Genomic DNA, 25,398 nt, shown 5'->3' with positions numbered 1-25,398 from the left:
CATGTGACCAAAAATGACACTCAGGGCTTGATTTTTGGAATAAATGAAAGAATGTTTTAAAACCTACTACTAAATTTGCTATTAAAATTTATTATCAAAGGTATTGTCAAAATTTACCAAAAATTTAAATAAATACTAATTTGCATGAATTTTGAATGAATGTTGAGCAAATTGAATAAACTGAATTGACTTAAATTACGGAGCGTTTTATGCATTGCGATGTTTATAAATTCCCCAAAAACGAAGGCTGGTATGTGTATATCGCACGCCCAAATTATCCCAATGATACCGAAATTTTGACCGATTGGCTGGGTGTGTTGCCAGCGGCAATGCGTGCCAAACTTGGCTTGGGGCAGTTTGTGATGCATCTGGATTTGGCGGCTCGTGATAAACTTGCCCAAGCTGACATTGAGCAGGTCAAAGCCAAACTTAATGAACAAGGCTATTATGTGCAAGTACCGCCGTCAGAGATGCTGGCTGCTCAAGCATTGAACCGTGTGCGTGATGCCCAAGATAAGCAATTTGACTAAAGTTTAACTAAAGACTAAATATTGATGAAATTGACAAAATGGTTAATTTTAACGCAGGATTGAGCCGATTTACTGTATTTGTTGATTTGTTGTTTGTTAAGCCATTGATAACATATCTATAACTCATTGATAAATATTGATATTTTTTGAAATTGCCAATTTTAACAACTTTTTATTGCGATATTTTTTAAAAAGCGTGTTAAAATAAGATAATTTTTAATTTTGGTCGGTTTGAATGAATTGGTTAAAAGATTTACCGCTTGAAAAAATCAGCGATGCCTTGGTTGGCTTTTTTAGCTTTTGGGGGCGTATTACCGATGGCGTGCCAGCAGGGCAGTTGCCGTTGATTGTTTATGTGATTTGTTGTGCTTTGGTGCTGCTGCTTTGGCTGTTGGTAATGCGTCTGATTCCACGCCCATTAAAGGGTATCAGCTGGGTGATGCTGGCGGCGGTGATGTTTGCCCCCGGTCAGGCAGCAGGTGGCACGGGTGAAGTCGCCCCAGCGATGCTTGGTGTATTTCATGCGATTTTGATGAAGGACTTTGTGGGTGCGTTGTCGGCGTCTGTGCCGATTTTTGCGGTTGTGGCGGCATTGTTGGTGGTTGGTGCGGTTTGGCAATTGGCTTGTGGCATTATGGCAGGCAATGCCGAAAAAGCCCTAGAAACCCAACGAATCCAAGAGCAAAGACAGCGTTATTTGGCTGAACAACAAAAGTCAAAACAACCGTAAATCAATGCTTTATCGCCAAAATGGCGGCGATGGCTAAATTTTACTTGCCTTTGGGTAAAAATAGGCGTATAATACGCACTTTGTTAAATGGGCTTGGTTGATGATTATTGCGTGTGTCGCACAGTCAATTGTTAGGCAAGCCTACTTTTCAATCTCCTTGCTGCTGCTAGGTATTTGGTCTGGCGGTGGCTGTTTTAATCCGTAGGGAGTCCGTATGAGACATTATGAAGTGGTGCTACTGGTTCACCCAGACCAAAGCAACCAAGTTGCCGATATGGTAACCAAGTACCGTTCTATCGTAGAAGACAATGGTGGTGCAAACCATCGTTTGGAAGATTGGGGTCGTCGTCAATTGGCATACCCAATTAACAAAATCCACAAGGCACACTATGTGCTACTAAACATCGAATGTAATGAAGAGACTCTAGCTCAGTTAGAAGAACTGTTTAAATACAACGATGCAATCATTCGTAGCCTAGTTATCCGTCGTGAAGCTGCTATCACTGAACAATCGCCACTAGCGAAAGAAGCAGAAGATAAGCGTACTCGCAAAGCTAACCGTCGTAACGACGTTCGCACCGAACAAGGTGAGAGCGACGCTGACAGCGATAACTAATTAAGGAGATTTCATCATGGCACGTTTTTATCGTCGTCGTAAGTTCTGCCGTTTTACCGCTGAAGGTATCTCTCACATTGATTACAAAGATGTAGAATTGCTAAAACAATACATCAGCGAAAATGGCAAAATCGTTCCTAGCCGTATTACTGGTACTTCTAACAAGTATCAGCGTCAATTGGCAGTTGCGATTAAGCAAGCTCGTTATTTGGCACTATTGCCATACACTGACAACCACAAGTAATTAACGGAGATAAATCATGCAAGTTATTCTATTACAGCGTGTCGTTAATCTTGGTAAGCTTGGTGAAACGGTTGATGTAAAAGCTGGTTACGGTCGTAACTACCTAATCCCGCAAGGCAAAGCACTGCCTGCAACTGAAGCAAACATTGCAAAATTTGAAGCTCGCCGTGCTGAGCTTGAAGCTTTGGAAGCTGAAGAATTGGCAGCTGCCAACAAGCGTGCTGAAGCATTGGCTGATGTTAATGTAATCATGCGTGCTAAGTCTGGTGATGAAGGCAAGCTATTCGGCTCTATCGGTGCTCGTGATATCGCTGATGCCTTGACCAAGTCTGGTCTAGAAGTTGATCGCTCTGAAGTGAAAATGCCAGAAGGTGCTTTCCGTCAAGTGGGCGAGTACAAAGTTACTATCCAGCTACACCATGATATCAGTGCTGAGATTTTGGTAACTATCCTATCAGAAGACGCTCAAGCAGCAGAAGCAGACGAAGAGTAATCGTTGGCTTATCAACAAACCCCTAAGACGAAGGTTTTGGGGGTTTGTTTGTTTTTCTCATTTTATAAAGCGAATCAAGCAACCTGAATAAAAATCAATTTTTTGTGAATTATTGTTCACTAAGTTTACAAAAAGCTACAACTTATTTCATAAATCAGTACAAAACGCAGAAAAATATCCTAACAAAAAATGCTATAATCAAGAAATATTATTATGTAGATATCAGTTTTATTTACTGAATTTTTGCTTGATTTTTATTTTAATTTAATTTTACAGCCAACGCACGAATGATACGCCAACCGATAAGATAACGATTATGAAATTGCCAGTGTTTCAGTCCAGATTTACAACCTTGTTTGCCATTTTTGGTGTTTTTGCTACCAGTATTGCTTTTACCGCCTGCTATAATGTTGGTGATGCGGTCAATGGTGCGGTGCATGACATGAAAGGACAGCAGGGCGAGAAATCACCAAAAACACTGCTTGCACAAGGCATGTATGCCAATATGACAGCAGATGATAAGCCGTATCAGCCAGCCACTGCCGAAGTGCTTGCCAACTACAATTGGCAGTTGGTTTCGGCAGAAGTGCAAGGGGCAGCAATTCAGCGTTATGAAGCGGTGATTACTAATCACACTGCATATTTGAGCTTTGGTGAATCATCACTGTCTTATACTTTGGGCTGTAATCATCATCGTGTTAATTATCAAATCCAAAATGGCGTCATCAAACTGACCAATAACGGCATTTCAACACTGATGGGCTGTCCTGCGATGGACGACAGTCCTGATTTGAATGAAGTTGAAGCCAAATTTACCACCACACTTGGTGATGCAAGCTTGCAAATTCTAACCAATCCTGATGATTACACCGCAATATTGGTGCAACAAAAAGGGGCGGAGATGCTCACTTACCATGGCATGATGAAAAATGATGTGCGTTTTGGTGAGCCAGTGCGTCTGTTTTGGGAAATTGATTCGGAGATGATTGACTGCGTGGACAAGGCAGGGCATGATAAGCAATGCTTAAGAGTGCGTAATGTCAATTATGACGATAAGGGCATCAAAGTTGGCTCAGGAGCGTGGCGTACTTTTTATGGTGAGATTCATGGTTTTGAGCATCAGCAAGACCAACGCCAAATTATCCGCCTAAATGCCTATAACAACCCAGACGGTAAAGAAAATCCGTATTATGTCTTTGACATGGTGGTTGAAGCACACTTATTGGATATTGCCAAATAACACTCAGCCAACAATTGCTAAATTCGGTAAAATTTTTAAATTTTAAAGCTTGTTTTGAGATAAAACAAAACACCATCAGCTTGGGCTTATGGTGTTTTTTTTGTGTATTTTGATAACGCAGTCTAATTATGGTGCGACTCAATCACTGATAAATCGCCGTTATCCATTTGACAAAACTTTGCACCGCTGGGATTGCACCACGATTTTTATAATAAACCGCAGAGATAGTACTGGGTTGTATTTGCCAATCGGTCAGCACTTGCACCAAATTATCGCATTGCTCGGCACCGACCTTTGGCATTTTGCCGATACCCAGACCTTTAACGATAAGTTCATTGACCATCAAAAAATCATTACAGCCAAGATAAACTGGCGGTGCTATCTTAACTTCGTGCCTAACTTCATGGTTGTCTTGGAAAAACCACCAAGGCAGACTCAGCGTTTGGGCGATGATTTTGTGCCGATGCAGATCGTCAGGCGTTGTTGGCGTACCGTGTTGCATCAGATATTCTGGCGTCGCATAAATGCCAAATTCCACCGAAGTGATGGGTCTGGCAACTACATTGTCATTATTAATCATACCCACACGAATGGCAATGTCAATGCCGTCTTGAATCATATTGACTTTATTTTGATTCAGATTAATATCCAGTGAAACCTTGGGGTGGGCGGTCAGATACTGCTCAATGTGCGGCAGTAGATAATAATGCCCAACATCGCTGGCAACCGAAATGCGTAGCAACCCTTCAGGCTGGTCAAGCACTTCATGGACACTGCTGATGGCATAATCGGCTTGCTTGAGCATATTTTGAGCATGGCCAAAAAACCGCTCACCCAACTCGTTTAGGCTGATGCCTTTTTTGCCACGATTAACCAGCTGTGTGCCGAGCGATTTTTCAAGTTGGGTCAGGTGGCGGCTTAAGCGTGAAACCGAAACGCCAGTCAAGTCCGCTGCCAGACTCAGGCTGCCTGCCTGCACCACGGACACAAAAAGGCGAATGTCATCTAAACTGGGCTGATTTGACATGATATTTTGCAAAAATAAGTGTGATTGACAGTATTTTAATCATTCAACGCATAAAAAGCAAATCATGAGCTATTATTTAATCGAATGATTATCAATCAAATAGGTAATACTTTTGGCCAAATTAACCACAATGATTTAAAAAATAGATAATTTTTGTTATTTTGTCAAGTAAAATTTATCATTTATCTTTGCAAATTTGCAAAATGATTTTGCTAAAATGAGCTTGTTGATGACGAATTTTTTGATATACTGTGTGCATAAAGATGATGCTGATTGCGATTAATTTGGGTGCTAATCTGTTTATATCTTTAAAATTAGATAATAAAATTAAATAATTTAAATAATTTAAATAATAAATTAGACAACTGATTGGCTATTTTAATTAAAATAACCAAAGTCAGCTTTGGAGTTTTTTATGACAAAACAAGTGGCGGTACTCATTGGCAGTGCCAGCAAAACTTCCGTCAATCAATGGGCATTCAGATACTTGCAAAAAGTCGCTCCAGCGTCATTGCAGTTGAATTTGGTGCAAATTGACGATTTGCCGCTGTATGACCGTGATTTGGACGAGCAAGATGTGCCAGCTTACACTCGCCTGCGTGCAGCCATCAAAGCTGCTGATGCGGTGCTGTGGATTAGCCCTGAGCATAATGGTGCACCGTCCGCCATGCTAAAAAATGCCATCGATGTGGCATCACGCCCAGTGGGGCAGAGTGTCTGGACTGGCAAGCCATTGGGACTTATCAGTGTCAATGCTCGTGGGACGGCTCGTGTTACTGACCAGCTGCGAGTGGTCGCCACAGGCCCTGCGTTAAACATGCCAACTTTGCCTTTTGCGGCACACATTGGTGATATTTTTGCAGGGGCATTTGATGAACAGGGCGAGCTGGTGTCTGAGCCAGCCAAAAACACCTTGAACAGCTTTATCCATGACTTTGCTAAGTTTATTGAGCGATTCTAATTTGTACTACCACATTCACAAAACACGAATCAATCACAAAACAACCACTCTTTTTAGGGTGGTTGTTTTGTTTTACAAAGCGGTGCTATCTATTTGGCGTAATTTCGGCTAAAATAGATGTAACTTTATATAAAAAGCTTTTTGTTGTCATGCCAGTGCCAAATTCTCAAAAAACTTCTTTTAAACACAAAATTCACATTCTTATCGAAGGAACAGACACGCCTGCTGGCAAGCTGTTTGATATTTTGATTTTGTTGGCGATTGCCGTCAGCGTGCTGATTATTATGCTTGACAGTGTACAGTCGGTGCGTTTGCAATATGGTCGATTGTTTTTTACTGCCGAATGGATTTTTACGGCTTTATTTACCGTTGAATACATTTTGCGGCTGTATTCATCGCCGAACCGTCGCCATTATGCGACCAGTTTTTTTGGCGTGGTGGATTTGTTGGCGTTGTTGCCGACTTATTTGAGTCTGTTTTTTGTGGGTACGCATTATTTGTTGGTGGTGCGGATTTTGCGGATTTTGCGGATTTTCCGTGTTTTTCGCCTAAAATCCTATCTGCAACAAGCGGGCTTTTTGGCAGCGGCATTTAAGACCAGTCAATATAAAATCACGGTCTTTTTCTTGTCGCTGCTTTTGTTGGTTACCATCTTTGGGGCGGTGCTGTATGTGGTCGAAGGTCCAGAAAATGGCTTTACCAGCATTCCTTTGTCGATTTATTGGGCGGTGGTTACTTTGACAACGGTCGGTTATGGTGATGTTTCGCCAAAAACGCCGATGGGGCAGGCGATAGCGAGCATGGTGATGATTACCGGTTATGCGATTATTGCTGTGCCGACTGGGATTTTTACCGCAGAATTGACACGCACGATGCGACCGCAGCTGCAACCAATCGCTTGCCCAAATTGCGGTAAATTTGGACACGCCACCAATGCCAAATGCTGCGACCGTTGTGGGCATGATTTGCACATCTAAAACATAAGATACCAAAAATATAAAACACAAATACAAAAGATGAATTTGATGACATTGTGGCGTTTGACGCCAGCGACCTTGGGGCTGATTGTTTGTTTTGTGCTGCTTGCCGTTATTCAATGGCTGATGGGCGTCAATATTGATAATCCAAGCACGGCCGATTTGTTGGCATTTGGTGCCAATTTTTTGCCACGCTCGATGTTTGATGAACCGTGGCGGCTTGTCAGTGCAGGGTTTTTGCACATTGGCATCTTGCATTTGCTGTTTAATGGCTTTGCGATGTATTATTTTGGGCAAGTGGTTGAAGTCATCGTAGGTTCGGTACAAAGTTTGTTGGTTTTTGTGCTTGCGGTGGCTGGTGGTAATCTTTTGAGCAATTATCTGGCTTGGCAGGCGGTGCTGGTGGATAATATGCCAGCTGTGAGTGCAGGGGCATCTGGCGGCATTATTGGCATGGGGGCGTTTTTGTTGGTGCTGGCGGTGTTTCGCTCGCCGACACCTGTGCCGCTAAACACCAAAGGTTTGGCAATCGTGATGGCGGTTAATCTAACCATGGGTTTTGCCATTGATGGCATTGATAATGCTGGGCATATTGGTGGGTTTTTGGTGGGATTGCTGCTCGGCGGAGTCCATGCTTATACACTAAACAAACAACAAGCAGCAGGTCGATGGCTGATGGGTGTATCTTTGGTGGTGGCAGCTGGGTTTGGGTTGTTGTGGTATGTGCTGCATTGGCAAATCTTGGCGGTGATTGGTATGGCGTAAAATTAAAACTAAAATTTAAACCAATCTTAAAGCCAGATTGCCAATTGCCTAATTTTTGGTTTATTAAAACAATATCCAATTGCCATATTGATAAAATTGGCATGAATATCTCTGAAAATTCACCCAAAAAAAATCTGTACACAAATCGTCTGAATTGATGAGATGTAGATTAATTTGGGTGGAATTATTCGTCAAGCCCAATCTATCAATGATTACGCAAAATCTGCGTACCAACACCTTCTTCGGTAAAAATCTCAAGCAAGCAAGCATGCGGCACTCGACCATCAACGATGGTGGCACTTTGTAGTCCAGCTTTAACCGCATCTAATGCCCCAGCGATTTTTGGAATCATGCCACCAGAGATTGTCCCATCGGCAATCAGATTGTCCACATCTTGAGCGGTTAGGTGGGTGAGTACATTGCCGCTTTTATCCAGCACGCCTTTGATATTGGTCAAGAGTAGCAGGCGTTCGGCGTGCAAAAACTCCGCCACACGACTGGCGACCAAGTCGGCATTGATGTTATAAGTGTTGCCGTGTGCGTCCACACCCAAAGGGGCAATCACAGGGATAAAATCACTGGCAATCAGCATATCAATGACATCTTTATTGACCGACTCAACTTCACCCACAAAGCCCAAATCCACTGCCTGCGGACGACCTTCGTCATCGATTTTTTGCATGTATAGCTTTTTGGCACGAATCAGATTGGCGTCTTTGCCAGTCATGCCGATGGCTTGACCGCCATGCTTATTAATCAGGCTAACGATGGATTTATTAACCTGACCGCCCAGCACCATCTCGACCACTTCCATGGTGTCTTTGTCGGTAACTCGCATGCCGTCGATGCGTTCGCTCTCACGGCCAAGCTCTGACAGCAGATTGTCCACTTGTGGGCCACCGCCATGCACCACCACAGGGTGAATGCCCACTGTTTTTAGTAGAACAATATCACGAGCAAATGAGCTTTCAAGCACAGGATCAGTCATGGCATTGCCACCGTATTTGACGACAATGAGCTTGTCTTTATACTTTTGGATATAGGGCAGGGCGGTGGTGATGACTTCGGCGGTCAGTTTGGCATCTTCTAGGCTTAAAGACATGATACATTCCTTATTTTGGTAAATTTTGGGCATTATGGCAAATTTGACCCAGCTTTGCTTTTAGTGGCGACCTGATGAGCCAAAGCCGCCAGCACCACGCTCACTGACATCGCCAAATTCATCAACAATCTCAAAACTTGGGCGAGCCACAGGCACGACGACATATTGTGCCATGCGTTCGGCAGGATTTAGCACAAAATCTTGATTGCTGCGATTCCAAATGGATACCATCAGCTCACCTTGGTAATCGGCATCAATTAAGCCAACCAAATTACCAAGCACGATGCCGTGCTTATGCCCAAGCCCTGAGCGTGGCAAAATCAGCCCAGCAAAATTTGGGTCGCTGATATAAATCGCCAAGCCTGTACCGATAAGTTTGGTCTCACCAGCACCGATGGTCAGCGGCTCATCAATGCAAGCACGCAAATCAATGCCTGCTGAGCCGTCAGTGGCTCGTGTCGGTAGGGGGAAATTGGCATCAGTGCCGATTTTTGGGTTTAAGATTTTAACTTGTACGCTGTTCATAAATCCTATGCCTTATAAATTTAAATTAAAACAACAATCAACCACAGATAAAATATAGTTTATCAAATGTCGTTTATCAATAGAATTTTTCAAATATGGTTCGTCAAATGATAATAAAAAAGCAGCCTAAAATTTTACCCCTAAACTTATCATTATTGGGGCATTTATGCAAATTTTTCTAAGCCTTTTTGATAAAAGCCAAATTAAATTTTTGGATTGTATTTAGATTGCATTTGGAGTGTAAATTAAACCGCCAATAACCAAAACCTTGATATTAAAAAAGCCCGACAAATTTATCGAGCTTTTGCTATTGAGCTTAACGATTAGGCATTGCCTTCTTCATTACCAGCTTCGGCTTCCAGTTGGCTTTGTAGGTAAGCCTGCTCAAAATTCACGGGTGCCAATAGCAACTGTGGGAAGCTACCACGAGTAACGATGTCGCTGATTGCTTCACGAGCGTATGGGAACAAGATATTTGGGCAGTAGGCTTGTAGCAGATGTGGCAAGTCGGTTTCTGGGATATTTTTTAGCAAGAAAATCCCAGCTTGCTGCACTTCGGCGATGAACGCCACACTGCCTTCTAGTTTGGTGGTGATGCTGACAGTTAGCACGACTTCTTTGTAATCTTCGTCCAAATCATTGACATTGGTGGCGATGCTGATGTCGGTTTCTGGCTGCCATTGTTTGGTGAAAGCACTGCTGTTTGGCACTTCAAAAGAAATGTCTTTGGTATAAATACGCTCAAGAGCAAGTTGTGGTTGGTTTAGTTCGTCTGACATAATCATTTCCTTAAACTTAAAATTAAACGATGGAGCAAATCAAGCCAACAGTTCGTCAAGTTTGCCGTCGTTGTTGAGTTTATTCAGTTGGTCAAAACCACCGATAAAAGTCTCACCGATAAAAATCTGTGGTACAGTGCGGTAGCCGTTGGTTTTGACCGACAGTTCTTGGCGTGTTTCTTGTGAAATATCATACACGCTAATTTCGTCAAAAGCGACCGATTTGTTGTTCAGCAGCTGCTTGGCAGCAATACAATACGGACAAGTGGGTTTGGTATAAATGGTAACCGTTTTCATAAATTATCCCAGTTTTTAAATACAATTTTGGTATTTTATATCAATCTAAATCTTAAATTAAAATCTAAGCACTCATTGCAATGTTTAAAGTTTAAAAATTAACCAAACTTATTCAAACATTGACCAATCACTTAGGTAAGGGCAAGCAATCGAAATTTCAAGTCAGTTGGTAGCCAGTTGATGATTTGGATTGTTTTTAATCAATTTATAATTAAGATTTAATCAATATTTAAAAATTGTAATACAGTAATTAAAAACCAGCAAATTTATTTTTTCTTGGGACTAACCAATGGCAAACCAGCCGCTTGATAACCCTGAATGCCGCCTTCTAGACGCATGAAATTGGGTCGGTTAATCAGCTGCACGGCAGCACCTGCTTGCATACCGATATCACAGACGACAATGACTGGCACTTCGATGCCTTGTAGCTCTGCCAAGCGGTTTTTGATGTCGCTAAAAGGAATGTTTTGGCTGCCAGTGATATGACCTGCGGCAAATTTATTGGCAGGGCGAATGTCAATGATGCGCGCATTTTGATTATTGACCAATAAGCCCAGCTCGCTTGGTGGCACTTTACGCCCACTGCGTTTGCCTTCGATGGCAAAAAATGCAATCGCCAGCAGAATCAGCAGACCGAACAAAATAGGGTGATTGCCCATAAAATCAAACCAACGTTCCAAAACAGACTCCGTTTTTATAAAAAAATCTCAAAAATTATCTCAAAAAATTGTCAAATTATTATAACTGAAAATCCTGCCAATTACACTTAATTTTCAAATCTGACCGATAAATTGACCAAATCATGGTAAAAATCGACTATTTTGCCGAAGGTTTGACCGCACTTTGACCGTTTTTGGCTTCATCAATCAGAGCAATCAGACTCTCAATCCGCCGTGGCAGAACTTCGCCACGATGAGCTGCCGCCCAAAACGCACAGCCTTTGGCGTTTTGGTGGTGGTTGCAATCTCGAAATTGGCACTGACCTTGCAAATCGTGCAACTCGTCAAATCCTGCCAAAATATCATCTGCCGACAGATGCCAAATGCCGTATTCACGAATCCCCGGCGTGTCGATGATGCCGCCTTTATCCAGATGGCAAGGGTCATAAGCCAGTAGCCGACTGGTGGTCGTGGTGTGTTGCCCCAGTTGTGAGTTTGCCGAGATGACATTGGTGGACTGCTCGGCATCAGGCAGTAGGGCGTTAATCAAACTGGACTTACCGACGCCAGATTGCCCTGCAAAGATGGACAATTTGCCAGCAATGTGAGCCGATAGCGTCTTTAAACCTGCTTGCTGGACGGACGATGTGGTGATGACTTCAAAGTCGTATTTTTGCCCAAGTGCTTGATATTCTTGGACAATTTGCACCGCTTCTGGGTGTGTATCCAGCAGGTCGGATTTGTTTAGTACCAAAAGCGGCACAATGCCATTTAGCCGAGCGATGAGCAAATAGCGATCGATGAGATTGACCGCAGGTTTTGGCAGTGGGGCAAAAATAATTGCCAAAATATCGACATTTGCCGCCACTGGCTTGACTTTGTGGTAGCGGTCAGGGCGAGTAATCAGCTGTTTGCGAGCCATCAGTTGCTCAATCCGCCCAAGTCCTGTGGTGGTGTCTAGGCTAAATTTGACCGCATCGCCTGTGGCAAGCATGGGTAGGTTGGTGCGTGCATGACATCGCCAAATTTGCCCAATACCAATCGCTGAAGTTTTGGTAGGATTATCCGCAGGGTTGCTGGCGTGATTGTTGGCATCATCATCGGTAGTTGTCGCCATGATTTGTGGCAAGGTGGTGATTTGCACATCAAGTTGCTTACCAAAATGCGAGATGATAACACCTGTGGCAAGCGTGCCATCGTCAAAATCTTTATTTTGATTTTCTTGGATTTGGCGAGCTTGGCGTTTGGTTAATTTGCGGCGGCGAATTAAAGACATGATTTATCTGATTTGATTTAATTTGATATTTAAGTTTGATATTTAAAAGGTAAACCCAAGCACAACAGTGCATAAAAACTGCCACTGTAACACAAAAGCACGATAACGGCAAATTTAGCCAATGATTGGCTGGCTTGTTGTGGTTTTTAAAAAAAGAAGGGGGCGATTGTTCATTTGATAAAAAAAATAAAAACTAAAAAAATGGGCAAATAAAACACCCCAATCAAGCGTCATCGGCAGGTGATGGTGGTAAATGTGGCAAATTATGCCTAAGCATTGGCGAAAGTTGGCAAAATCTCTTATAATAGCCTTTTGGGCAATCTTGCAACTTCGCCATTCATTGTACTTATCAAATTTATCACACTTATCATAAGGTATCCATGAGCCAACTTAACCCACGACAACACGAAGCCATGATTCACACCCAAGGGCCGCTATTGGTGCTGGCAGGTGCTGGCTCTGGCAAAACTTCGGTGATTACTCGTAAAATCGCCTATCTGATCCAAGAAAGTCGAATCCCTGCCGATCGCATCACCGCCATGACCTTTACCAATAAGGCGGCTCGTGAAATGAAGGCTCGTGTACAAAAGCTGCTGCCAAGCGAAAAAGCACGGGGCTTGACGGTATCGACTTTTCACCAGTTTGGGTTGCAATTTTTGCGATTTGAGCTTAAGCACACGCCGCTAAAATCCAATTTTTCTATCTTGGACGCTGATGATTGCAAGCGTCTTTTGATGGAATTGATGATGCGTGATAACATGAGCGGTGCTGAGAGTCGTGAGCTGGTCGGCAAGGCGATTAAGATGATTTCGGATTGGAAAAACGACTTAATCGACCCAGAAGCGGCAGCAGAGACACTGGACGACCCCAAAAAAATGATGTTTGCCCATCTGTACGCCATGTATGAGCGAAATTTGCGAGCGTATAATGCGGTGGATTTTGACGATTTGATTGTGATGCCTGTGCGAATTTTGTCCGAAAACAAAGAAGTGCGTGACAAATGGCAAAACCGCATTCGCTATCTGCTCGTGGACGAATACCAAGACACCAATACCGCCCAATATGAGCTGATTAAGCTGCTTGTTGGTGTCAATGCTCGCTTTACGGTGGTGGGTGATGACGACCAATCAATCTACACTTGGCGGGGTGCTAAGCCTGAAAATATGGCGTTGTTAAAGCAGGATTTTCCGACTTTGACTGTGGTAAAACTTGAGCAAAATTACCGCTCAACCAACCGTATTTTAAGTGCTGCCAATGCGGTGATTGCCAATAACGAGCATATTTTTGAAAAGGCTTTGTGGTCGGACAAAGGGCATGGCAATCTGATTGAAGTGATGACTTGTGCTAATGATTTTCATGAAGCTGAGTGTGTCGCCAAAGCAATTTTGACTCATCGCATCAGAAATTCCAACACTTGGGATCGCTATGCGGTGCTATATCGCAGCAATTTTCAGGCCAGAGCCTTAGAAACGCAGCTGCGTCAATTAGAAATTCCTTATAAAATCTCTGGTGGCACTTCGTTTTTTGCTCGCACGGAGATTAAGGATTTGATGAGTTATTTGCGAATTATCATCAATCCAGATGACGATGCGGCGTTTTTGCGAGTGATTAACACGCCCAAGCGTGGCATGGGTTCGGCAACGCTTGAAAAACTGGGGCTATTTGCCCAGCATTGTGGCGTATCACTGCTGACCGCCTGCACTCGCACAGGCATCAAAGAAGCGGTCGGCAATAAAGCGGGCAACACTTTGCAAGAGTTTGGCGAATTTATCGAGCGATATACCAAGGCGTTGTTTGATAACAGCGATCCGATGCCGTTGGTGCGTCAGATGATTGTTGAGACTGGCTACATTGATTATATCAAAGAAGATTCAAAAAATCCGCAGCAAGAGCGGGGGCGATTGGACAACATCGAAGCGTTATACTCTAGCATTACCGCTTTGATTAATCGTGCCGACGACGAAGACGACAAGACCATCGAAGCGGTGATTCGTAAGCTGGTGCTACTGGATATGCTTGAGCAGCAACAAGAAGAAGAAAATACCAACAAGGTCAATCTGATGACCCTGCACGCCGCCAAGGGGCTGGAGTTTGATTATGTGTATATCATCGGCTGCGAAGAGAATTTGTTGCCGCATCACAATTCGATTACAACCGATAATATCGAAGAAGAGCGGCGGCTCATGTATGTCGGCATCACTCGTGCCAGAATTGAGCTGACTTTGGTCTATGCCAAACAACGCCGTGCTGGCAGTGAGTTTCGCCAAGTGTCGCCTTCTCGGTTTTTGGACGAATTGCCTGTGGAGCATATCAATTATCCAAAAGCAGAAGGTCGCCAAGGTAAGCCGCAAGACCCCAAAAAAGTCGCCGAAAATTATCTGGCAAATATCCAAGCCATGCTTGCTGCCAAAAAAGGCGGTTCGTGATTGCTGGGCAAATCATTGCTGGGCAGATGATTGTTTGGTAAATTTTAAAAACTTTTCATTTAACATTGTTGAAATAAAAGCCGTGTCTTAATAAAGATACGGCTTTTTATTTCAAAATAACTATCAATTTAATGTATCAAATCAAATTAATAAAATTTTAAAAAAAAATTATCAAATTAATCTAATTATTTCACAAATTTAATCAAGAAAATCAACCGCTAATCATGCCGCCGCATAAAGCCCAGCACCACGCCAAGACCGATGATTTGCACCAATAAAATCAGCCCCACTGTCCATAGCCATTGACCATGAGCATAAGCAATGGCACACGCCCACGCACCGACAAAGCCGCCGCCGTAGTAGCTCATATAATACAGCCCTGATGCCAGCGAGCGGCCGTGGCTGACATGGCTGGTCATATAGCTGATGGTGGCTGACTGGGTGATAAACACGCCAGATGACATCAGCGTCAGCCCAGTGATAATCAGCCAAAGCGGTGAGCATAGCGTCAGTAGCATACCCACCACCGAAACCAGCACCGCTGCACAGATGGCACGAATCATGCCAAAGCGTGTTACCAATTTGGCAGACAGCGGCGTAATCACCATGCCAATCAGATAGATGGTAAAAATATTGGCAAGATTGGCAGGCGACAGCTCATAGGGCGACTGGGACAGATGCAAATTGATAAAAGTAAAACAGCCTACAAGACTGCACAGCACACACGCTCCTAAGATGCCACTGCTGATGACATGCGGATTTTTGGCGTGCAAAAACAAGGTGGCAAAGGCGGTTTTAAAATTCTCGCTGACGCTGAAATTTTGTGATTTTGGTAGCATTTTTAGTACCCAAATCGCCCCAGCCAGCGTACAAATCGCCATCACAAGATAGCCATGCCGCCAGCCAATCCAATGCTCCAAATGCCCTGACAAAAACCGCCCACTAAAGCCGCCAAGCACCGTGCCTGAGACATACAGCGACATCATCTCGGCAAGTTTTTGGTTGTACTCTTCGCTGATATAGGCAAGCAGCACCACCGTGATGCCCGGCACACTCATGCCTTGCAAAAACCGCCAAAACATCACTTCATGGATACCATCGGCAATGCCAATCAGACCAGTGGGAATGGCAAGCAGCACCAGCGAGCCGACAATAAACGGCTTACGCCCAAAAGCATCGGACAGCATGCCCATAAAAGGCGAAATCAGAGCAATCGCCAGCACCGTTGCACCAACTGCCATACCAGCTTGCACTTCGGTGGCGGACAGCTCTTTTATCAGTACTGGCAAAATTGCCTGCACCGAATACACTTGCAAAAAGGCAAAAAAGCCAATCATGGCAACGGTGATTTTTTCGCCAATACTGGGCGTTTTGGCGATGTTTGTCGTGGTTATGCTCATAAGTTGTTGAATTTTGGGAATAAGATAAGTTGTAACATTGTAGCACGATTGCCACAGCACTGCCACACCCAAAGCCATGCCGGGCAATGACCGATGGGGTAATCGGCGGTTGTTGATTTGATGGTTATCTCTATTTTGATAATTTGAAAAAAAATTTGAACAAAAAAAACGCCAAATTTATCCAAACTTATCCACAAATTGGGCAATATTCGCCAAATAAACAGCTCAATCATTGACCAGCTTTTGCCAAAATGCGTCAAATTTCACCAAACTTCATCAAATTTCATCAAAGTTTGTCAAAATGCCCAAAACCACCCCAAAAAATGCTAAAATTGGGCGATTAAAATGCACAATCTGGGGAAAATGATGACAATGAACACAACACAAAACCAACAAACCGCCCAAACTGCTATCCAACAAACCGCCACTCAGTTTTGTGACGGCGTGCTGATTGTCGGCGGCGGTAATGTCGGCTTGTCTTTTGCTTTGCTACTAGCACATCATGGGATAAAAAGCACCTTGATTGAGCATCAGCGTTATCCTGTGATTGATCCTGACGAAGATCACGCACGCACCCAATATTTGGACAGTCGCAATACCGCCTTATCACGCCGCACGGTGCAGATTTATCAAGAGATTGGACTGTGGCAGCGATTACAAAGCCACGCCTGCCAGATTGATGCCGTGCAGATCAGCGAGCTTGGCAGCTTTGGTAAAGCCATGCTAAAAAAAGACGAAGAAGGCGTGGAGAGTTTTGGGCAAGTAATCGAAAACGCTCATTTGGGCAGACAGCTGCTATTGGCGGTCAAGGACAATGCACTCATCAGCTTGCACGATGGGACAAGCGTGATTGACATCGCCCAAGATGATAAAACTGCCAGCATTACCATACAGTCAGGCGACACCACCCAAGTGCTAAGTGCCGCCTTGGTGGTGGCGTGCGACGGTCAGCATTCTAAGGTCAGACAGCTTTTGAATATCGGCGTGGATAGCCACGATTATCAGCAGGTGGGCATCGTGGGCGTGGTGCAGACGGACAAGCCACACCAGCACATCGCCATTGAGCGGTTTAGCTCGGCAGGGCCATTGGCGGTGCTGCCCTTGACCGATGGCATTGGCGATGGCGGCACGGATCAGACGGCAGGGTTTCGCCGTTCGGTGGTGTTTATTTGCCCAAAAGGTGAAGAAAATCGCTATTTGCAAGATGATGCATATTATTTGGCAACTTTGCAGCAGGTTTTTGGCACGCAGGCGGGTAAGTTTGTCGCCACAGGCAAGCGTGGGGCATATCCTTTGACCAAAGTGCTGGCACATCGCCAAGTGGCTGGCAGATTTGTGATTATGGGCAATGCAGCACACACGCTACACCCTGTGGCAGGGCAAGGTTTTAACTTATGCTTGCGTGATGCTTATACGCTTGCCAATATGCTGTCGGCAGCACAAAACGAAGATGCTTTGGTGGATTTTGGGCAATATGACCGCTTGGCACAATACGAAAAACGCCGCCAAAAAGACCAAAAACGAGTGATTAAGTTTTGTGATACGGTGGTTGGCAGTTTTTGCCACCCAAATCCTGTGATGCGATTTGCACGCAATGTTGGCTTGGTGGCATTTGATAAAATTCCGGGTATTAAGCCTTTGGTTGCCAGCTATGCCATGGGGCTAAAATCCTAACGCAAAATACCAAAAACAGAATTTTAGAAACAAAATTTCAAAAACAAAATCTTAAAAATAAAACCCCAAAGGTATCACGATGGCTCTAAAGGCGATATTGATTGTTTTTGCGTGTTTGTTTGTTGGGCAAGTGGTGATTGCAGTAACTGGTTTGCCACTGCCGCCCAGCATCATCGGCTTGATTGTGTTGTTTGTTGCCTTGCAATTGGGCTGGGTCAAACTTGCCACGATTGAAACATTTGCCAAAGTACTGCTGGATTATTTGGTGCTACTGGTCATTCCTGCGTGCATTTCTATCATGCAATATTTGCACATTATCCGTGATGATTTTTGGATTTTGTTGGTGGCGGTGGCGGTCAGTACCATTTTGGTGCTGTTATCGTCGGCAGGTTCGTACACTTGGCTAAGACGACAACAAAAATCTCGGCACAGCTTGGCAAACTCGGCAAATTTGTCTGACAAGCATAGGGGCGTGTGATGATTGATGCATGGCAGTTTGACGATGTTTATCAGCGGTATCAGACGCTACTGACCAGCCCATTTTTGCTGCTGATGCTATTGATTGGCGTGTTTGAATTGACTGTTTGGCTAAGAGCTCGCAGCAATCAGCCGCTGATCAATCCGACTTTAATCACCACCATCGTGGTGATTGGCATTCTAAAATTTGCCAAGATTGATTGGCAAACCTTTGAAAAAGCCAGCAATTACATCACTTTTTGGCTGCAGCCTGTGGTGGTCTGTTTGGCCGTGCCGCTGTATATTCAGTGGCAAAAAATCCGTGCCCAGTGGTTGCCGATTTTATTATCGCAAATCATCGCCAGCACGGTTGGCATCGTCAGCGGTGCGATGATTGTGCGATTGTTGGGCGGCAGTCAGGGCAGTATCATCGCCGCTGCGGTCAAGTCCATCACCATGCCGATTGCCATCGAAGTAACCGCCGCTTTGAACGGCGTGATTGGCATCACGGCAGCGACTGTGCTGATTGCAGGCGTGGTGGGGCAGATTGTCGGTGTGGGGGTGCTTTACGCTTGCAGGCTGCGGCTGCCGATGGGCGTGGGCTTGTCGCTTGGCTCGGCATCGCACGCACTGGGTACGGCACGCTCCATGCAATTGGGTTCACGCTTTGTGGCGTATGCGTCCTTGGGGCTGATTTTAAATGGTGTCATCACCGCATTTTTAGCACCGATTTTAGTGCCGATGTTGATTGGATAATTGCTTGTATTTTGCTTTTTAATTAATATTGATTAATTATTAATCATCAATTATCAATTATCAATGAATGATTTTAGATTTGTTAGATAAAATCATTCGTATTATTTACTTATTATTTAAGTCAATTGCTAGAAAAATCTCATTTTTTGGGTTAAAATTTGCCAAACTTGGAGCAAATTTCGTACAATTGATGTAATTTGTGCGATTTGTTTTGAGCAGTTTATTTTGCATAATTTATCCAGTTTATACATTGTGTTATACATTGTGCGACAGATGCAATTTTTACTTTTTTTGTTTTTATCCAATTTTATCAACCAAAACTTGTCAATTTTTTTTAGATAAACTCAACACATCATGCAACAAATGATTATACAAATGGTGGGCGGTATCGGCTTATTTTTGCTTGGCATGAGCCTGATGACCGACAGCCTAAAGGCGATGGCAGGCGAAAGTTTGCACCAGTGGCTGGGTCGCTTTACTGGCTCACCAACCAAGGCAATGCTCTCTGGCATTGCGTTTACGCTGATTGTGCAGTCATCGACAGCAACAACCTTGGCAACCATTGGCTTTGTCAGTGCAGGCGTGCTGTCTTTTGTGCAGGCGATTGGCGTGATTATTGGGGCAAATATCGGCACGACCAGCACAGGCTGGCTGGTGGCTTTGCTTGGGCTAAAATTCTCGGTTTCGATGGTGGCATTGCCGATGGTTTGCATCGGTGCGATGATGAAATTGCTTGGCAAAAACACCGTGGCACTGGTTGGGCTGGCGTTGGCAGGTTTTGGCTTGCTATTTATCAGTATCGATTTTTTGCAATCGGCGATGGCAGGCGTGGCAGGGCAGGTGGATTTTAGCCGCTGGGCAAGTGATGATTTGGCAACTCGCTTTGTGCTGGTGCTGATTGGCATTGTGATGACCATTTTATTGCAGTCATCGACAGCGGCGATTACGGCGACTTTGGCAGCATTGGCAAGTGGGGCGATTAATATGCCGCAAGCGTTGGCATTGGTCATCGGTCAAAATATCGGCACGGTCGCCACGGCGGTGCTGGCAGCCATCGGTGCGACAGTCAGTGCCAAGCGTACCGCAGCGGTGCATGTGGTGTTTAATGTGCTGACCGCCGTTGCTGCATTTTTTGTACTGATGCCTTTGACTTTGTGGTTGGTACAGGTGTCTTTTTTGGCAGATTGGGACAATGTATTGGTAATTGCCTTTTTTCATACGGCATTTAGTGTGATGGGGGCGATGCTGTTTATGCCGTTTACTCGCCAATTACAAAAAATGCTTGAGCGGCTGATTCCTGAGCGTCTGGACGCTGACAATACGCATTTTTTGGACGAAAGTTTGTTTTCGATGCCAGCGGTGGCGATTGGTGCGGCAAGACAGGCCCTGTGCCAGACGACAGCGGACACTTTTGTGCAATTTATCCAAGCCTGCCGTGGGCATATCATGGGCAGTCAAATCAGCGTCGCCGCTCTCGATGATTGCTTGGCAAAGGTCGATGCGTATTTGCAAAAAATGCCCGTGCCACAAGCCCAATCCGACCAAGAACGCCTGATGGCACTGTTGCAACTGGTGGTTTATATCCGAGTAATTCGTGAAGACTTGCTAAACAGTTCATACATTGATGTGCTGCATTCTGATTTTGACGAAAACCTGTCTCGTGTGGTCGATCAATACGAAGAATTGACGGCATTTTTGTTGGATATGCCGCAGCATCTGCCCAGTCAGTTTGTTGAGAGTTTCTTATCATTTGGCGATGATATGAAAGCCCAAAAAACCGATGTTCGCCTATCGATTATTGAGCATTCGGCATACACGCAGTACCATGCGTCCGACGCTCTGGCGATGATTGTCGCTCGCCGCTGGCTGGATCGAGTGGTCAAGCACACCGCCAAAATGGTGATGCTATTGGGCAAATGATTGGTAAATTGGCTTTGTCAAAATTCAAATCATTGTTATAAAATCACCAATAAATGCCAACAGCAAACTTGGGCGGATTTTTATTTTGGTGCTACAAAATTTCGCCCAAATGCCTTATAATAAGCCAAATTATCAAAAAGAGTAGAAAATGTCTATCAAATCAGATCGTTGGATTCGTCAGATGGCCGAGCAGCACGGCATGATTGAGCCATTTGAGCCGAGCCAAGTGCGTTTTAATGCCCAAGGCGAAAAATTGGTCAGCTATGGCACATCAAGTTATGGCTATGATGTGCGTTGTGCCAATGAATTTAAAGTATTTACCAATGTGCATTCTGCCATCGTCGATCCCAAAAACTTTGACGAACGCAGCTTTATTGACATTGTCGGTGATGAGTGTATCATTCCGCCCAATTCCTTTGCTTTGGCACGCACGGTTGAGTATTTTCGCATTCCCCGAGATGTGCTGACGATTTGCTTGGGCAAGTCCACCTACGCTCGCTGTGGGATTATCGTCAATGTAACGCCGCTAGAGCCTGAGTGGGAAGGGCATGTTACTCTAGAATTTAGTAACACCACCAACCTGCCTGCGCGCATCTATGCTGGCGAAGGCGTGGCTCAGATGCTGTTTTTTCAGTCGGCAGCTGATGATGTTTGCCAAACATCGTACAAAGATCGTGGCGGCAAATACCAAGGTCAAACTGGCGTTACCTTGCCTAAAACCTAAGCCATTCGTTGTTTTAATCTTTTAGCCCTTGTTGTGATTGGTAAGGGCTTTTTCGTTTGATTTATGCTTTTGGTCAATTTTTTGCATAATTTTAGGCATGAGCGATACATTGCCGTTGCCAAAATTACAAAACTACACCAAAAGCATGACAATGCCGGTATGCGATAAGTGATGATTTTTTATAAAATATCAGCATGGATACCAAACTGCGGTTTGGCTGTTTATTTTTTTTATTTAATTTTTATTTAAAATCATTGATTTTAATTTCTTTTTGAGTTTATTAACCATTTTGGTTTATTTTTTAACCAAAATTACAGACAGGATAAAGCCATGAGCGATATTTATTTTGAAAGAACGCACAGTTTTGATTTTCAGACGGCACGCAGTTATGCCAAACAATGGCTTGGCGATGTCAAAGAGCGGTTTGGGCTGGATATCAATTATGTCGAAGGCGATGGCGTGGACACTGCCAGCATCAGCAAGGCAGGCGTGGATGCCAAAGCGTCTTTGACGGCCGAAAAAATTGTTTTTGAAGCGGATTTGGGCTTTTTTGCCAAGCCGCTTAAAGGGGCAATCAGTGCTGGTATTTTGGAAGGTTTGGACAAATATTTTGTCACCAAAGCCTAAATTTAATGCCCAATGTCCAAAGTTAAATATCAAATATCAAAGATTTGGCTGCTGATTTTGTTAAATTTATCTTATCAAAGATAAGTGATCAAATTGCCAGCTTCTTACCATGATTAATGAGCATAACAGCATGATGTGTGATTGCGTTATGCTCAAAATCAGCTCAACAACCCATCACTCCACCAAAAGCACAAAAAGGTCGTTATCATGATGATTAGCACCGAAATGATCATAAGTATCTGTCTGGGCATTGGCTTGGCGGCAAGCACTGGCTTTCGTGTTTTTGTGCCGCTGTTTGGACTATCGCTGGCGGCGTATTTTGGCTTTGTACCGCTCAATGACAGCTGGCAATGGGTCGGCAGTTTGTCGGCTTTGGTGATTTTGGGCGTGGCAAGTGCCACTGAGTCGCTGGGCTATTTGGTACCCGTGGTGGACAATTTGCTTGATAGCATCGCTGTGCCATTGGCAGGCGTGGCAGGCACTTTGGTGATGGCAAGTACTTTGGCGGATTTTAGCCCAGCGATGACTTGGGCGATAGCCATTGTCGCTGGTGGTGGAGCGGCGACAACCATCAAAGGCACAACCGCTGCCACTCGAGCCATCTCAACTGCCACCACCGCAGGCACCGCCAATCCCATCATCGGCATCGGTGAGACAGGTGCGGCAATTGGGCTGTCGCTGGCGTCGCTGATGTTTCCTGTGCTGGGCGTACTGCTTGCTTTACTTGGTATCGCTGGGGTGATGATTTGGCTGATGCTGCGTGCCAAGCGTCGATTTGCCAAGTAGCACTTTGGGGCATGTTATCAAGCCATTTGATCATCAAGCGGTTTTAAATAATCTAAATAATCAAATTTTTATCCAATGATTTATAAAAACAAGTCATTGGATATTTTTATAAGCATTTTTGTAAATACTGTATTGAATATTTTTTAAATAACCAATCAAACAAACCCAAGTGTTAGCCTGTTAGCCACCATTTAACTTAATTGATTTTAGTCAATTTTAACAATAAAACCAAAAATCAGTCTAAGCTAAATATATCAGCCAAATTCGCCAATTAAACAAACCAGCCAAAACAATCAGTCAAATCAATCAAGACACAGCCCAAAGCCAATCATCACGAATCATCGGCGGTGTCATGGTGGTTGCTAATCAGATTTTCTACCAGTGCGTCCAGTACGACGGTGGCAAATGACCCTTTTGGTAAACAAAAATTTATCAGCAAATCATCGCCATCATCGCACCAAGTCAAATCCTGCACCATCAGCCGCAATGGGCGATAGCTCAATTTGGCTTGAATGTGTGCCAGTCCATGGCGAAAAGTCGCCAATTCTGCCTGATTTAGCACCGTATCATAGCACTGCTGTGCTGTGTCGCAGTCACGGCGTGTGCCGATGCCATACAATGGGGCGGTGGGGTGAATGTCGCAAGCACGGACACGCAAGCGGATATCATCTGTGATGCTGTCGGTAAATATCGAGCCTGTGCCATCAAGATTGAACACATCGCCTGCGATGGCGGTATCCCAAGTGCCATCAGCCACACGCTGCGTGAGCATGGCATTAAACAAAACACTGCGTGCCACCGAAATCATCAAGCCATCACGCTCGGCAAATTTTTTGTTGGGGCGGTAGGGCTTGTTACTGGTGAGCAGTTTATCAAAAAACGCTTGAGCCTTGGCGATGTTATTGGCATCACGCCCAAATCGCTGCTCGCCAAAATAATTCGCCACACCATGCTGAGCGATGTGTGTCAGCGTCCGCTCGATGGCATCACGCTCGCCTTTGATGGTACGCAGGCGAATGCCAAAGGCGTTTTGTTTGTGTGTGCCACGGTTTAATTTGCGGTTATGCCAGATGCTTTTGGTTACTGTCAGTGATTCATTATCCGCCAGATGGGCGGCAGCAAATGTAGCAAAATCAACCGCAGGCGGTGTCTGACTGGGCAGACGCACGCTAAACCATTGATGGGTGATGGCATGGCGATCTTTTAGCCCAGAGTAGCCGACATCACGCACCGACACGCCCGCCCAATCCGCCAGCAGGCGTGCGACATAGGCGGTGTTTAGGTTGGTCTTAGTAAGATAAAGCCACAGATGTTCGCCTGTGCCCGTCTGTTCAATTGGCATGATTTCGGTAACGACAAAATCCGCCGGCTCATGTTTAAACACAGCACAGTGAATCGGACGAGCGTTTGGTTGTAATAATTTCATAAAAATCCATGGGTAAATTTTATTAATCTGAATATTAAAATAATATTTAATATCATTAAAGCGGGTGGTTTGGTTGGTATTTTAGCATATTATTATTGGTTTAAAATTGCTAAAATTACAAGCACTGCCAAAGGTAAATTTAGATGATATTTTGGTAGAGTTTGTGGTTTTTTGACTGCTTTGTTTGTTAAAAAATAAATAATTGTGTTTTTGAAAGAATTTTATAAGAAAAAAAATAAAAACGCCGTCTGAAAATCGGATTTTTAGGTTTTCAGACGGCATTTACAAAAAATCTACACTTCCTCTCCACACCCTTGACTTATCTCATCCACCACTTCTTTTAACAAAGTATAAGAATAAGCCTGTTTACCTTCATCAAAGATAAAACTTTGGGCGATGATTTCGTCAAATTCCACTTTGGTTTGCAGGGCGTGTAGCTGGGCTTTAACGCTCTCCTTTGTGCCTTTGAGCGTATAGCCAGTCATTTTATCCACCAAACGGCGATAACTGTTATGCTGGCTCAGCTCGCTAATATCCACAGGGCCAAAATGAATGGAACGGTTGGAGCTAATGATCTCGTCCCACAAGGCATCATCGGATTTTGCCGGCGGTTGCAGTTTATTTTGGGCGTTAGTAACCACATTCAAATAAAACTGGCTTTGCGTGGTTGCCAGACTCTCGGCTTCTTCATCGCTGTCGGCGACAATCGCATTCACCCCCACGATCACATAAGGCTTGGCAAGATATTGGCTGGGTTTGAAATGCTGACGGTAAATGTTCACCGCATCAACCAACATCGCCGGGGCAAAATGCGAGGCAAAAGCGTAAGGCAAACCGAGTTCTGCCGCCAAATAGGCACTTTCGGTGCTTGAGCCAAGAATATAAAACGGCACAGCTACGTTTTTGGCTGGATAGGCATTAACCTCTGCCGTGCCATCAAAATAGCTCCGCAGTTCGGCAATTTCTTGCCTAAAATCACCGT

The 25,398-nt window shown here is 44.3% G+C and carries 27 protein-coding genes; 17 read left to right on the top strand and 10 right to left on the bottom strand.

Annotated elements, in window-relative coordinates; genetic code table 11:
- Positions 1–209: 209 nt before the first annotated feature.
- The 6 genes from ACFBZI_RS00405 to ACFBZI_RS00380 all read left to right on the top strand — a co-directional run bounded on the left by ACFBZI_RS00405 (position 210) and on the right by ACFBZI_RS00380 (position 3,853).
- The gene (locus ACFBZI_RS00405; RefSeq protein ID WP_375714507.1) at positions 210–530 is read left to right on the top strand and encodes a YcgL domain-containing protein; all 321 of its coding nucleotides are present in this window, start codon (positions 210–212) and stop codon (positions 528–530) included.
- Between the two features lie 235 nt (positions 531–765).
- Positions 766–1,260 (top strand): hypothetical protein, encoded by a 495-nt coding sequence (locus ACFBZI_RS00400; protein WP_375714506.1) that lies wholly within the window; start codon positions 766–768, stop codon positions 1,258–1,260.
- A gap of 214 nt (positions 1,261–1,474) precedes the next feature.
- Positions 1,475–1,876 (top strand): 30S ribosomal protein S6, encoded by a 402-nt coding sequence (rpsF, locus tag ACFBZI_RS00395; RefSeq protein ID WP_375714505.1) that lies wholly within the window; start codon positions 1,475–1,477, stop codon positions 1,874–1,876.
- A 16-nt stretch (positions 1,877–1,892) separates the two neighbouring features.
- A complete protein-coding gene (rpsR, locus tag ACFBZI_RS00390) occupies positions 1,893–2,120 on the top strand; it encodes a 30S ribosomal protein S18 (RefSeq protein ID WP_076556033.1) in 228 nt (75 codons plus the stop codon).
- 16 nt (positions 2,121–2,136) lie between these two features.
- Positions 2,137–2,613 carry a 50S ribosomal protein L9 gene (gene rplI / locus ACFBZI_RS00385; RefSeq protein WP_375714504.1) on the top strand — a complete coding sequence of 159 codons (477 nt, stop codon included), beginning with the start codon at positions 2,137–2,139 and terminating at the stop codon, positions 2,611–2,613.
- A 316-nt stretch (positions 2,614–2,929) separates the two neighbouring features.
- The gene (locus ACFBZI_RS00380; protein ID WP_375714503.1) at positions 2,930–3,853 is read left to right on the top strand and encodes a DUF4377 domain-containing protein; all 924 of its coding nucleotides are present in this window, start codon (positions 2,930–2,932) and stop codon (positions 3,851–3,853) included.
- Positions 3,854–3,995: 142 nt separating this feature from the next.
- On the opposite strand, the gene ACFBZI_RS00375 is transcribed toward ACFBZI_RS00380, so the two are convergent.
- Positions 3,996–4,880, bottom strand: coding sequence for a LysR family transcriptional regulator (locus tag ACFBZI_RS00375; RefSeq protein WP_375714502.1), 885 nt, complete (start codon positions 4,878–4,880; stop codon positions 3,996–3,998).
- 415 nt (positions 4,881–5,295) lie between these two features.
- Here ACFBZI_RS00375 and ACFBZI_RS00370 point away from each other — a divergent pair, with 415 nt between their 5' ends.
- The 3 genes from ACFBZI_RS00370 (at position 5,296) to ACFBZI_RS00360 (ending at position 7,583) form a co-directional block, all read left to right on the top strand.
- Positions 5,296–5,841 carry an NADPH-dependent FMN reductase gene (locus tag ACFBZI_RS00370; protein ID WP_375714501.1) on the top strand — a complete coding sequence of 182 codons (546 nt, stop codon included), beginning with the start codon at positions 5,296–5,298 and terminating at the stop codon, positions 5,839–5,841.
- Between the two features lie 149 nt (positions 5,842–5,990).
- Positions 5,991–6,818 carry an ion transporter gene (locus ACFBZI_RS00365; RefSeq protein WP_375714500.1) on the top strand — a complete coding sequence of 276 codons (828 nt, stop codon included), beginning with the start codon at positions 5,991–5,993 and terminating at the stop codon, positions 6,816–6,818.
- Positions 6,819–6,866: 48 nt separating this feature from the next.
- A complete protein-coding gene (locus ACFBZI_RS00360; protein ID WP_375714499.1) occupies positions 6,867–7,583 on the top strand; it encodes a rhomboid family intramembrane serine protease in 717 nt (238 codons plus the stop codon).
- A 205-nt stretch (positions 7,584–7,788) separates the two neighbouring features.
- On the opposite strand, the gene argB is transcribed toward ACFBZI_RS00360, so the two are convergent.
- The 6 genes from argB to rsgA all read right to left on the bottom strand — a co-directional run bounded on the left by argB (position 7,789) and on the right by rsgA (position 12,221).
- Entirely contained in the window at positions 7,789–8,685 is an 897-nt protein-coding gene (argB, locus tag ACFBZI_RS00355) for an acetylglutamate kinase (RefSeq protein ID WP_375714498.1), read from the bottom strand.
- Between the two features lie 60 nt (positions 8,686–8,745).
- Positions 8,746–9,210: a dUTP diphosphatase gene (gene dut, locus ACFBZI_RS00350; protein ID WP_375714497.1), complete on the bottom strand. Its 465-nt coding sequence runs from the start codon at positions 9,208–9,210 to the stop codon at positions 8,746–8,748.
- 323 nt (positions 9,211–9,533) lie between these two features.
- Complete coding sequence (gene secB / locus ACFBZI_RS00345) at positions 9,534–9,989, bottom strand: protein-export chaperone SecB (RefSeq protein WP_375714496.1); 456 nt, start codon at positions 9,987–9,989, stop codon at positions 9,534–9,536.
- Positions 9,990–10,028: 39 nt separating this feature from the next.
- Positions 10,029–10,286 carry a glutaredoxin 3 gene (gene grxC / locus ACFBZI_RS00340; RefSeq protein ID WP_375714495.1) on the bottom strand — a complete coding sequence of 86 codons (258 nt, stop codon included), beginning with the start codon at positions 10,284–10,286 and terminating at the stop codon, positions 10,029–10,031.
- Positions 10,287–10,552: 266 nt separating this feature from the next.
- Complete coding sequence (locus ACFBZI_RS00335) at positions 10,553–10,966, bottom strand: rhodanese-like domain-containing protein (protein ID WP_375714494.1); 414 nt, start codon at positions 10,964–10,966, stop codon at positions 10,553–10,555.
- A gap of 136 nt (positions 10,967–11,102) precedes the next feature.
- A complete protein-coding gene (gene rsgA / locus ACFBZI_RS00330; RefSeq protein ID WP_375714493.1) occupies positions 11,103–12,221 on the bottom strand; it encodes a ribosome small subunit-dependent GTPase A in 1,119 nt (372 codons plus the stop codon).
- 380 nt (positions 12,222–12,601) lie between these two features.
- Between rsgA and ACFBZI_RS00325 the strand changes: the two genes are divergently transcribed.
- Positions 12,602–14,647, top strand: coding sequence for a UvrD-helicase domain-containing protein (locus ACFBZI_RS00325; RefSeq protein ID WP_375714492.1), 2,046 nt, complete (start codon positions 12,602–12,604; stop codon positions 14,645–14,647).
- Positions 14,648–14,865: 218 nt separating this feature from the next.
- Here ACFBZI_RS00325 and ACFBZI_RS00320 read toward each other — a convergent pair whose 3' ends face one another.
- Positions 14,866–15,984, bottom strand: a complete 1,119-nt coding sequence (locus ACFBZI_RS00320) for an MFS transporter (RefSeq protein WP_375716271.1) — start codon at positions 15,982–15,984, stop codon at positions 14,866–14,868.
- Between the two features lie 435 nt (positions 15,985–16,419).
- Between ACFBZI_RS00320 and ACFBZI_RS00315 the strand changes: the two genes are divergently transcribed.
- The 7 genes from ACFBZI_RS00315 to ACFBZI_RS00285 all read left to right on the top strand — a co-directional run bounded on the left by ACFBZI_RS00315 (position 16,420) and on the right by ACFBZI_RS00285 (position 22,990).
- Complete coding sequence (locus ACFBZI_RS00315; protein ID WP_375714491.1) at positions 16,420–17,721, top strand: FAD-dependent monooxygenase; 1,302 nt, start codon at positions 16,420–16,422, stop codon at positions 17,719–17,721.
- Between the two features lie 79 nt (positions 17,722–17,800).
- Entirely contained in the window at positions 17,801–18,199 is a 399-nt protein-coding gene (locus ACFBZI_RS00310) for a CidA/LrgA family protein (protein ID WP_375714490.1), read from the top strand.
- Complete coding sequence (locus tag ACFBZI_RS00305; protein ID WP_375714489.1) at positions 18,199–18,933, top strand: LrgB family protein; 735 nt, start codon at positions 18,199–18,201, stop codon at positions 18,931–18,933. The genes ACFBZI_RS00310 and ACFBZI_RS00305 overlap by 1 nt, the downstream gene beginning before the upstream one ends.
- A 354-nt stretch (positions 18,934–19,287) precedes the next feature.
- Entirely contained in the window at positions 19,288–20,853 is a 1,566-nt protein-coding gene (locus ACFBZI_RS00300) for a Na/Pi cotransporter family protein (protein WP_375714488.1), read from the top strand.
- A 148-nt stretch (positions 20,854–21,001) separates the two neighbouring features.
- The gene (dcd, locus tag ACFBZI_RS00295; RefSeq protein ID WP_375714487.1) at positions 21,002–21,577 is read left to right on the top strand and encodes a dCTP deaminase; all 576 of its coding nucleotides are present in this window, start codon (positions 21,002–21,004) and stop codon (positions 21,575–21,577) included.
- Between the two features lie 330 nt (positions 21,578–21,907).
- Positions 21,908–22,204, top strand: a complete 297-nt coding sequence (locus tag ACFBZI_RS00290; protein ID WP_375714486.1) for a polyhydroxyalkanoic acid system family protein — start codon at positions 21,908–21,910, stop codon at positions 22,202–22,204.
- Between the two features lie 207 nt (positions 22,205–22,411).
- The gene (locus ACFBZI_RS00285; RefSeq protein ID WP_375714485.1) at positions 22,412–22,990 is read left to right on the top strand and encodes a DUF4126 domain-containing protein; all 579 of its coding nucleotides are present in this window, start codon (positions 22,412–22,414) and stop codon (positions 22,988–22,990) included.
- Positions 22,991–23,321: 331 nt separating this feature from the next.
- Here ACFBZI_RS00285 and truD read toward each other — a convergent pair whose 3' ends face one another.
- Complete coding sequence (truD, locus tag ACFBZI_RS00280; RefSeq protein ID WP_375714484.1) at positions 23,322–24,416, bottom strand: tRNA pseudouridine(13) synthase TruD; 1,095 nt, start codon at positions 24,414–24,416, stop codon at positions 23,322–23,324.
- A gap of 293 nt (positions 24,417–24,709) precedes the next feature.
- The coding region (locus ACFBZI_RS00275; RefSeq protein ID WP_375714483.1) for an LLM class flavin-dependent oxidoreductase at positions 24,710–25,398 on the bottom strand (689 nt) is incomplete at its 5' end.

It is taken from the genome of Moraxella marmotae, assembly GCF_042219885.1.
Lineage (GTDB): Bacteria > Pseudomonadota > Gammaproteobacteria > Pseudomonadales > Moraxellaceae > Moraxella > Moraxella marmotae.
The sequence above is the reverse complement of the archived record's forward strand: the minus strand, read 5'-3'. Positions and strand labels throughout refer to the sequence as shown.

Coding starts and splice junctions, on each gene's coding strand:
- ACFBZI_RS00405 (WP_375714507.1), top strand. CDS start 210: ATGCATTGCGATGTTTATAAATTCCCCAAAAACGAAGGCTGGTATGTG.
- ACFBZI_RS00400 (WP_375714506.1), top strand. CDS start 766: ATGAATTGGTTAAAAGATTTACCGCTTGAAAAAATCAGCGATGCCTTG.
- rpsF (WP_375714505.1), top strand. CDS start 1,475: ATGAGACATTATGAAGTGGTGCTACTGGTTCACCCAGACCAAAGCAAC.
- rpsR (WP_076556033.1), top strand. CDS start 1,893: ATGGCACGTTTTTATCGTCGTCGTAAGTTCTGCCGTTTTACCGCTGAA.
- rplI (WP_375714504.1), top strand. CDS start 2,137: ATGCAAGTTATTCTATTACAGCGTGTCGTTAATCTTGGTAAGCTTGGT.
- ACFBZI_RS00380 (WP_375714503.1), top strand. CDS start 2,930: ATGAAATTGCCAGTGTTTCAGTCCAGATTTACAACCTTGTTTGCCATT.
- ACFBZI_RS00375 (WP_375714502.1), bottom strand. CDS start 4,880: ATGTCAAATCAGCCCAGTTTAGATGACATTCGCCTTTTTGTGTCCGTG.
- ACFBZI_RS00370 (WP_375714501.1), top strand. CDS start 5,296: ATGACAAAACAAGTGGCGGTACTCATTGGCAGTGCCAGCAAAACTTCC.
- ACFBZI_RS00365 (WP_375714500.1), top strand. CDS start 5,991: ATGCCAGTGCCAAATTCTCAAAAAACTTCTTTTAAACACAAAATTCAC.
- ACFBZI_RS00360 (WP_375714499.1), top strand. CDS start 6,867: ATGACATTGTGGCGTTTGACGCCAGCGACCTTGGGGCTGATTGTTTGT.
- argB (WP_375714498.1), bottom strand. CDS start 8,685: ATGTCTTTAAGCCTAGAAGATGCCAAACTGACCGCCGAAGTCATCACC.
- dut (WP_375714497.1), bottom strand. CDS start 9,210: ATGAACAGCGTACAAGTTAAAATCTTAAACCCAAAAATCGGCACTGAT.
- secB (WP_375714496.1), bottom strand. CDS start 9,989: ATGTCAGACGAACTAAACCAACCACAACTTGCTCTTGAGCGTATTTAT.
- grxC (WP_375714495.1), bottom strand. CDS start 10,286: ATGAAAACGGTTACCATTTATACCAAACCCACTTGTCCGTATTGTATT.
- rsgA (WP_375714493.1), bottom strand. CDS start 12,221: ATGTCTTTAATTCGCCGCCGCAAATTAACCAAACGCCAAGCTCGCCAA.
- ACFBZI_RS00325 (WP_375714492.1), top strand. CDS start 12,602: ATGAGCCAACTTAACCCACGACAACACGAAGCCATGATTCACACCCAA.
- ACFBZI_RS00320 (WP_375716271.1), bottom strand. CDS start 15,984: ATGATTGGCTTTTTTGCCTTTTTGCAAGTGTATTCGGTGCAGGCAATT.
- ACFBZI_RS00315 (WP_375714491.1), top strand. CDS start 16,420: ATGAACACAACACAAAACCAACAAACCGCCCAAACTGCTATCCAACAA.
- ACFBZI_RS00310 (WP_375714490.1), top strand. CDS start 17,801: ATGGCTCTAAAGGCGATATTGATTGTTTTTGCGTGTTTGTTTGTTGGG.
- ACFBZI_RS00305 (WP_375714489.1), top strand. CDS start 18,199: ATGATTGATGCATGGCAGTTTGACGATGTTTATCAGCGGTATCAGACG.
- ACFBZI_RS00300 (WP_375714488.1), top strand. CDS start 19,288: ATGCAACAAATGATTATACAAATGGTGGGCGGTATCGGCTTATTTTTG.
- dcd (WP_375714487.1), top strand. CDS start 21,002: ATGTCTATCAAATCAGATCGTTGGATTCGTCAGATGGCCGAGCAGCAC.
- ACFBZI_RS00290 (WP_375714486.1), top strand. CDS start 21,908: ATGAGCGATATTTATTTTGAAAGAACGCACAGTTTTGATTTTCAGACG.
- ACFBZI_RS00285 (WP_375714485.1), top strand. CDS start 22,412: ATGATGATTAGCACCGAAATGATCATAAGTATCTGTCTGGGCATTGGC.
- truD (WP_375714484.1), bottom strand. CDS start 24,416: ATGAAATTATTACAACCAAACGCTCGTCCGATTCACTGTGCTGTGTTT.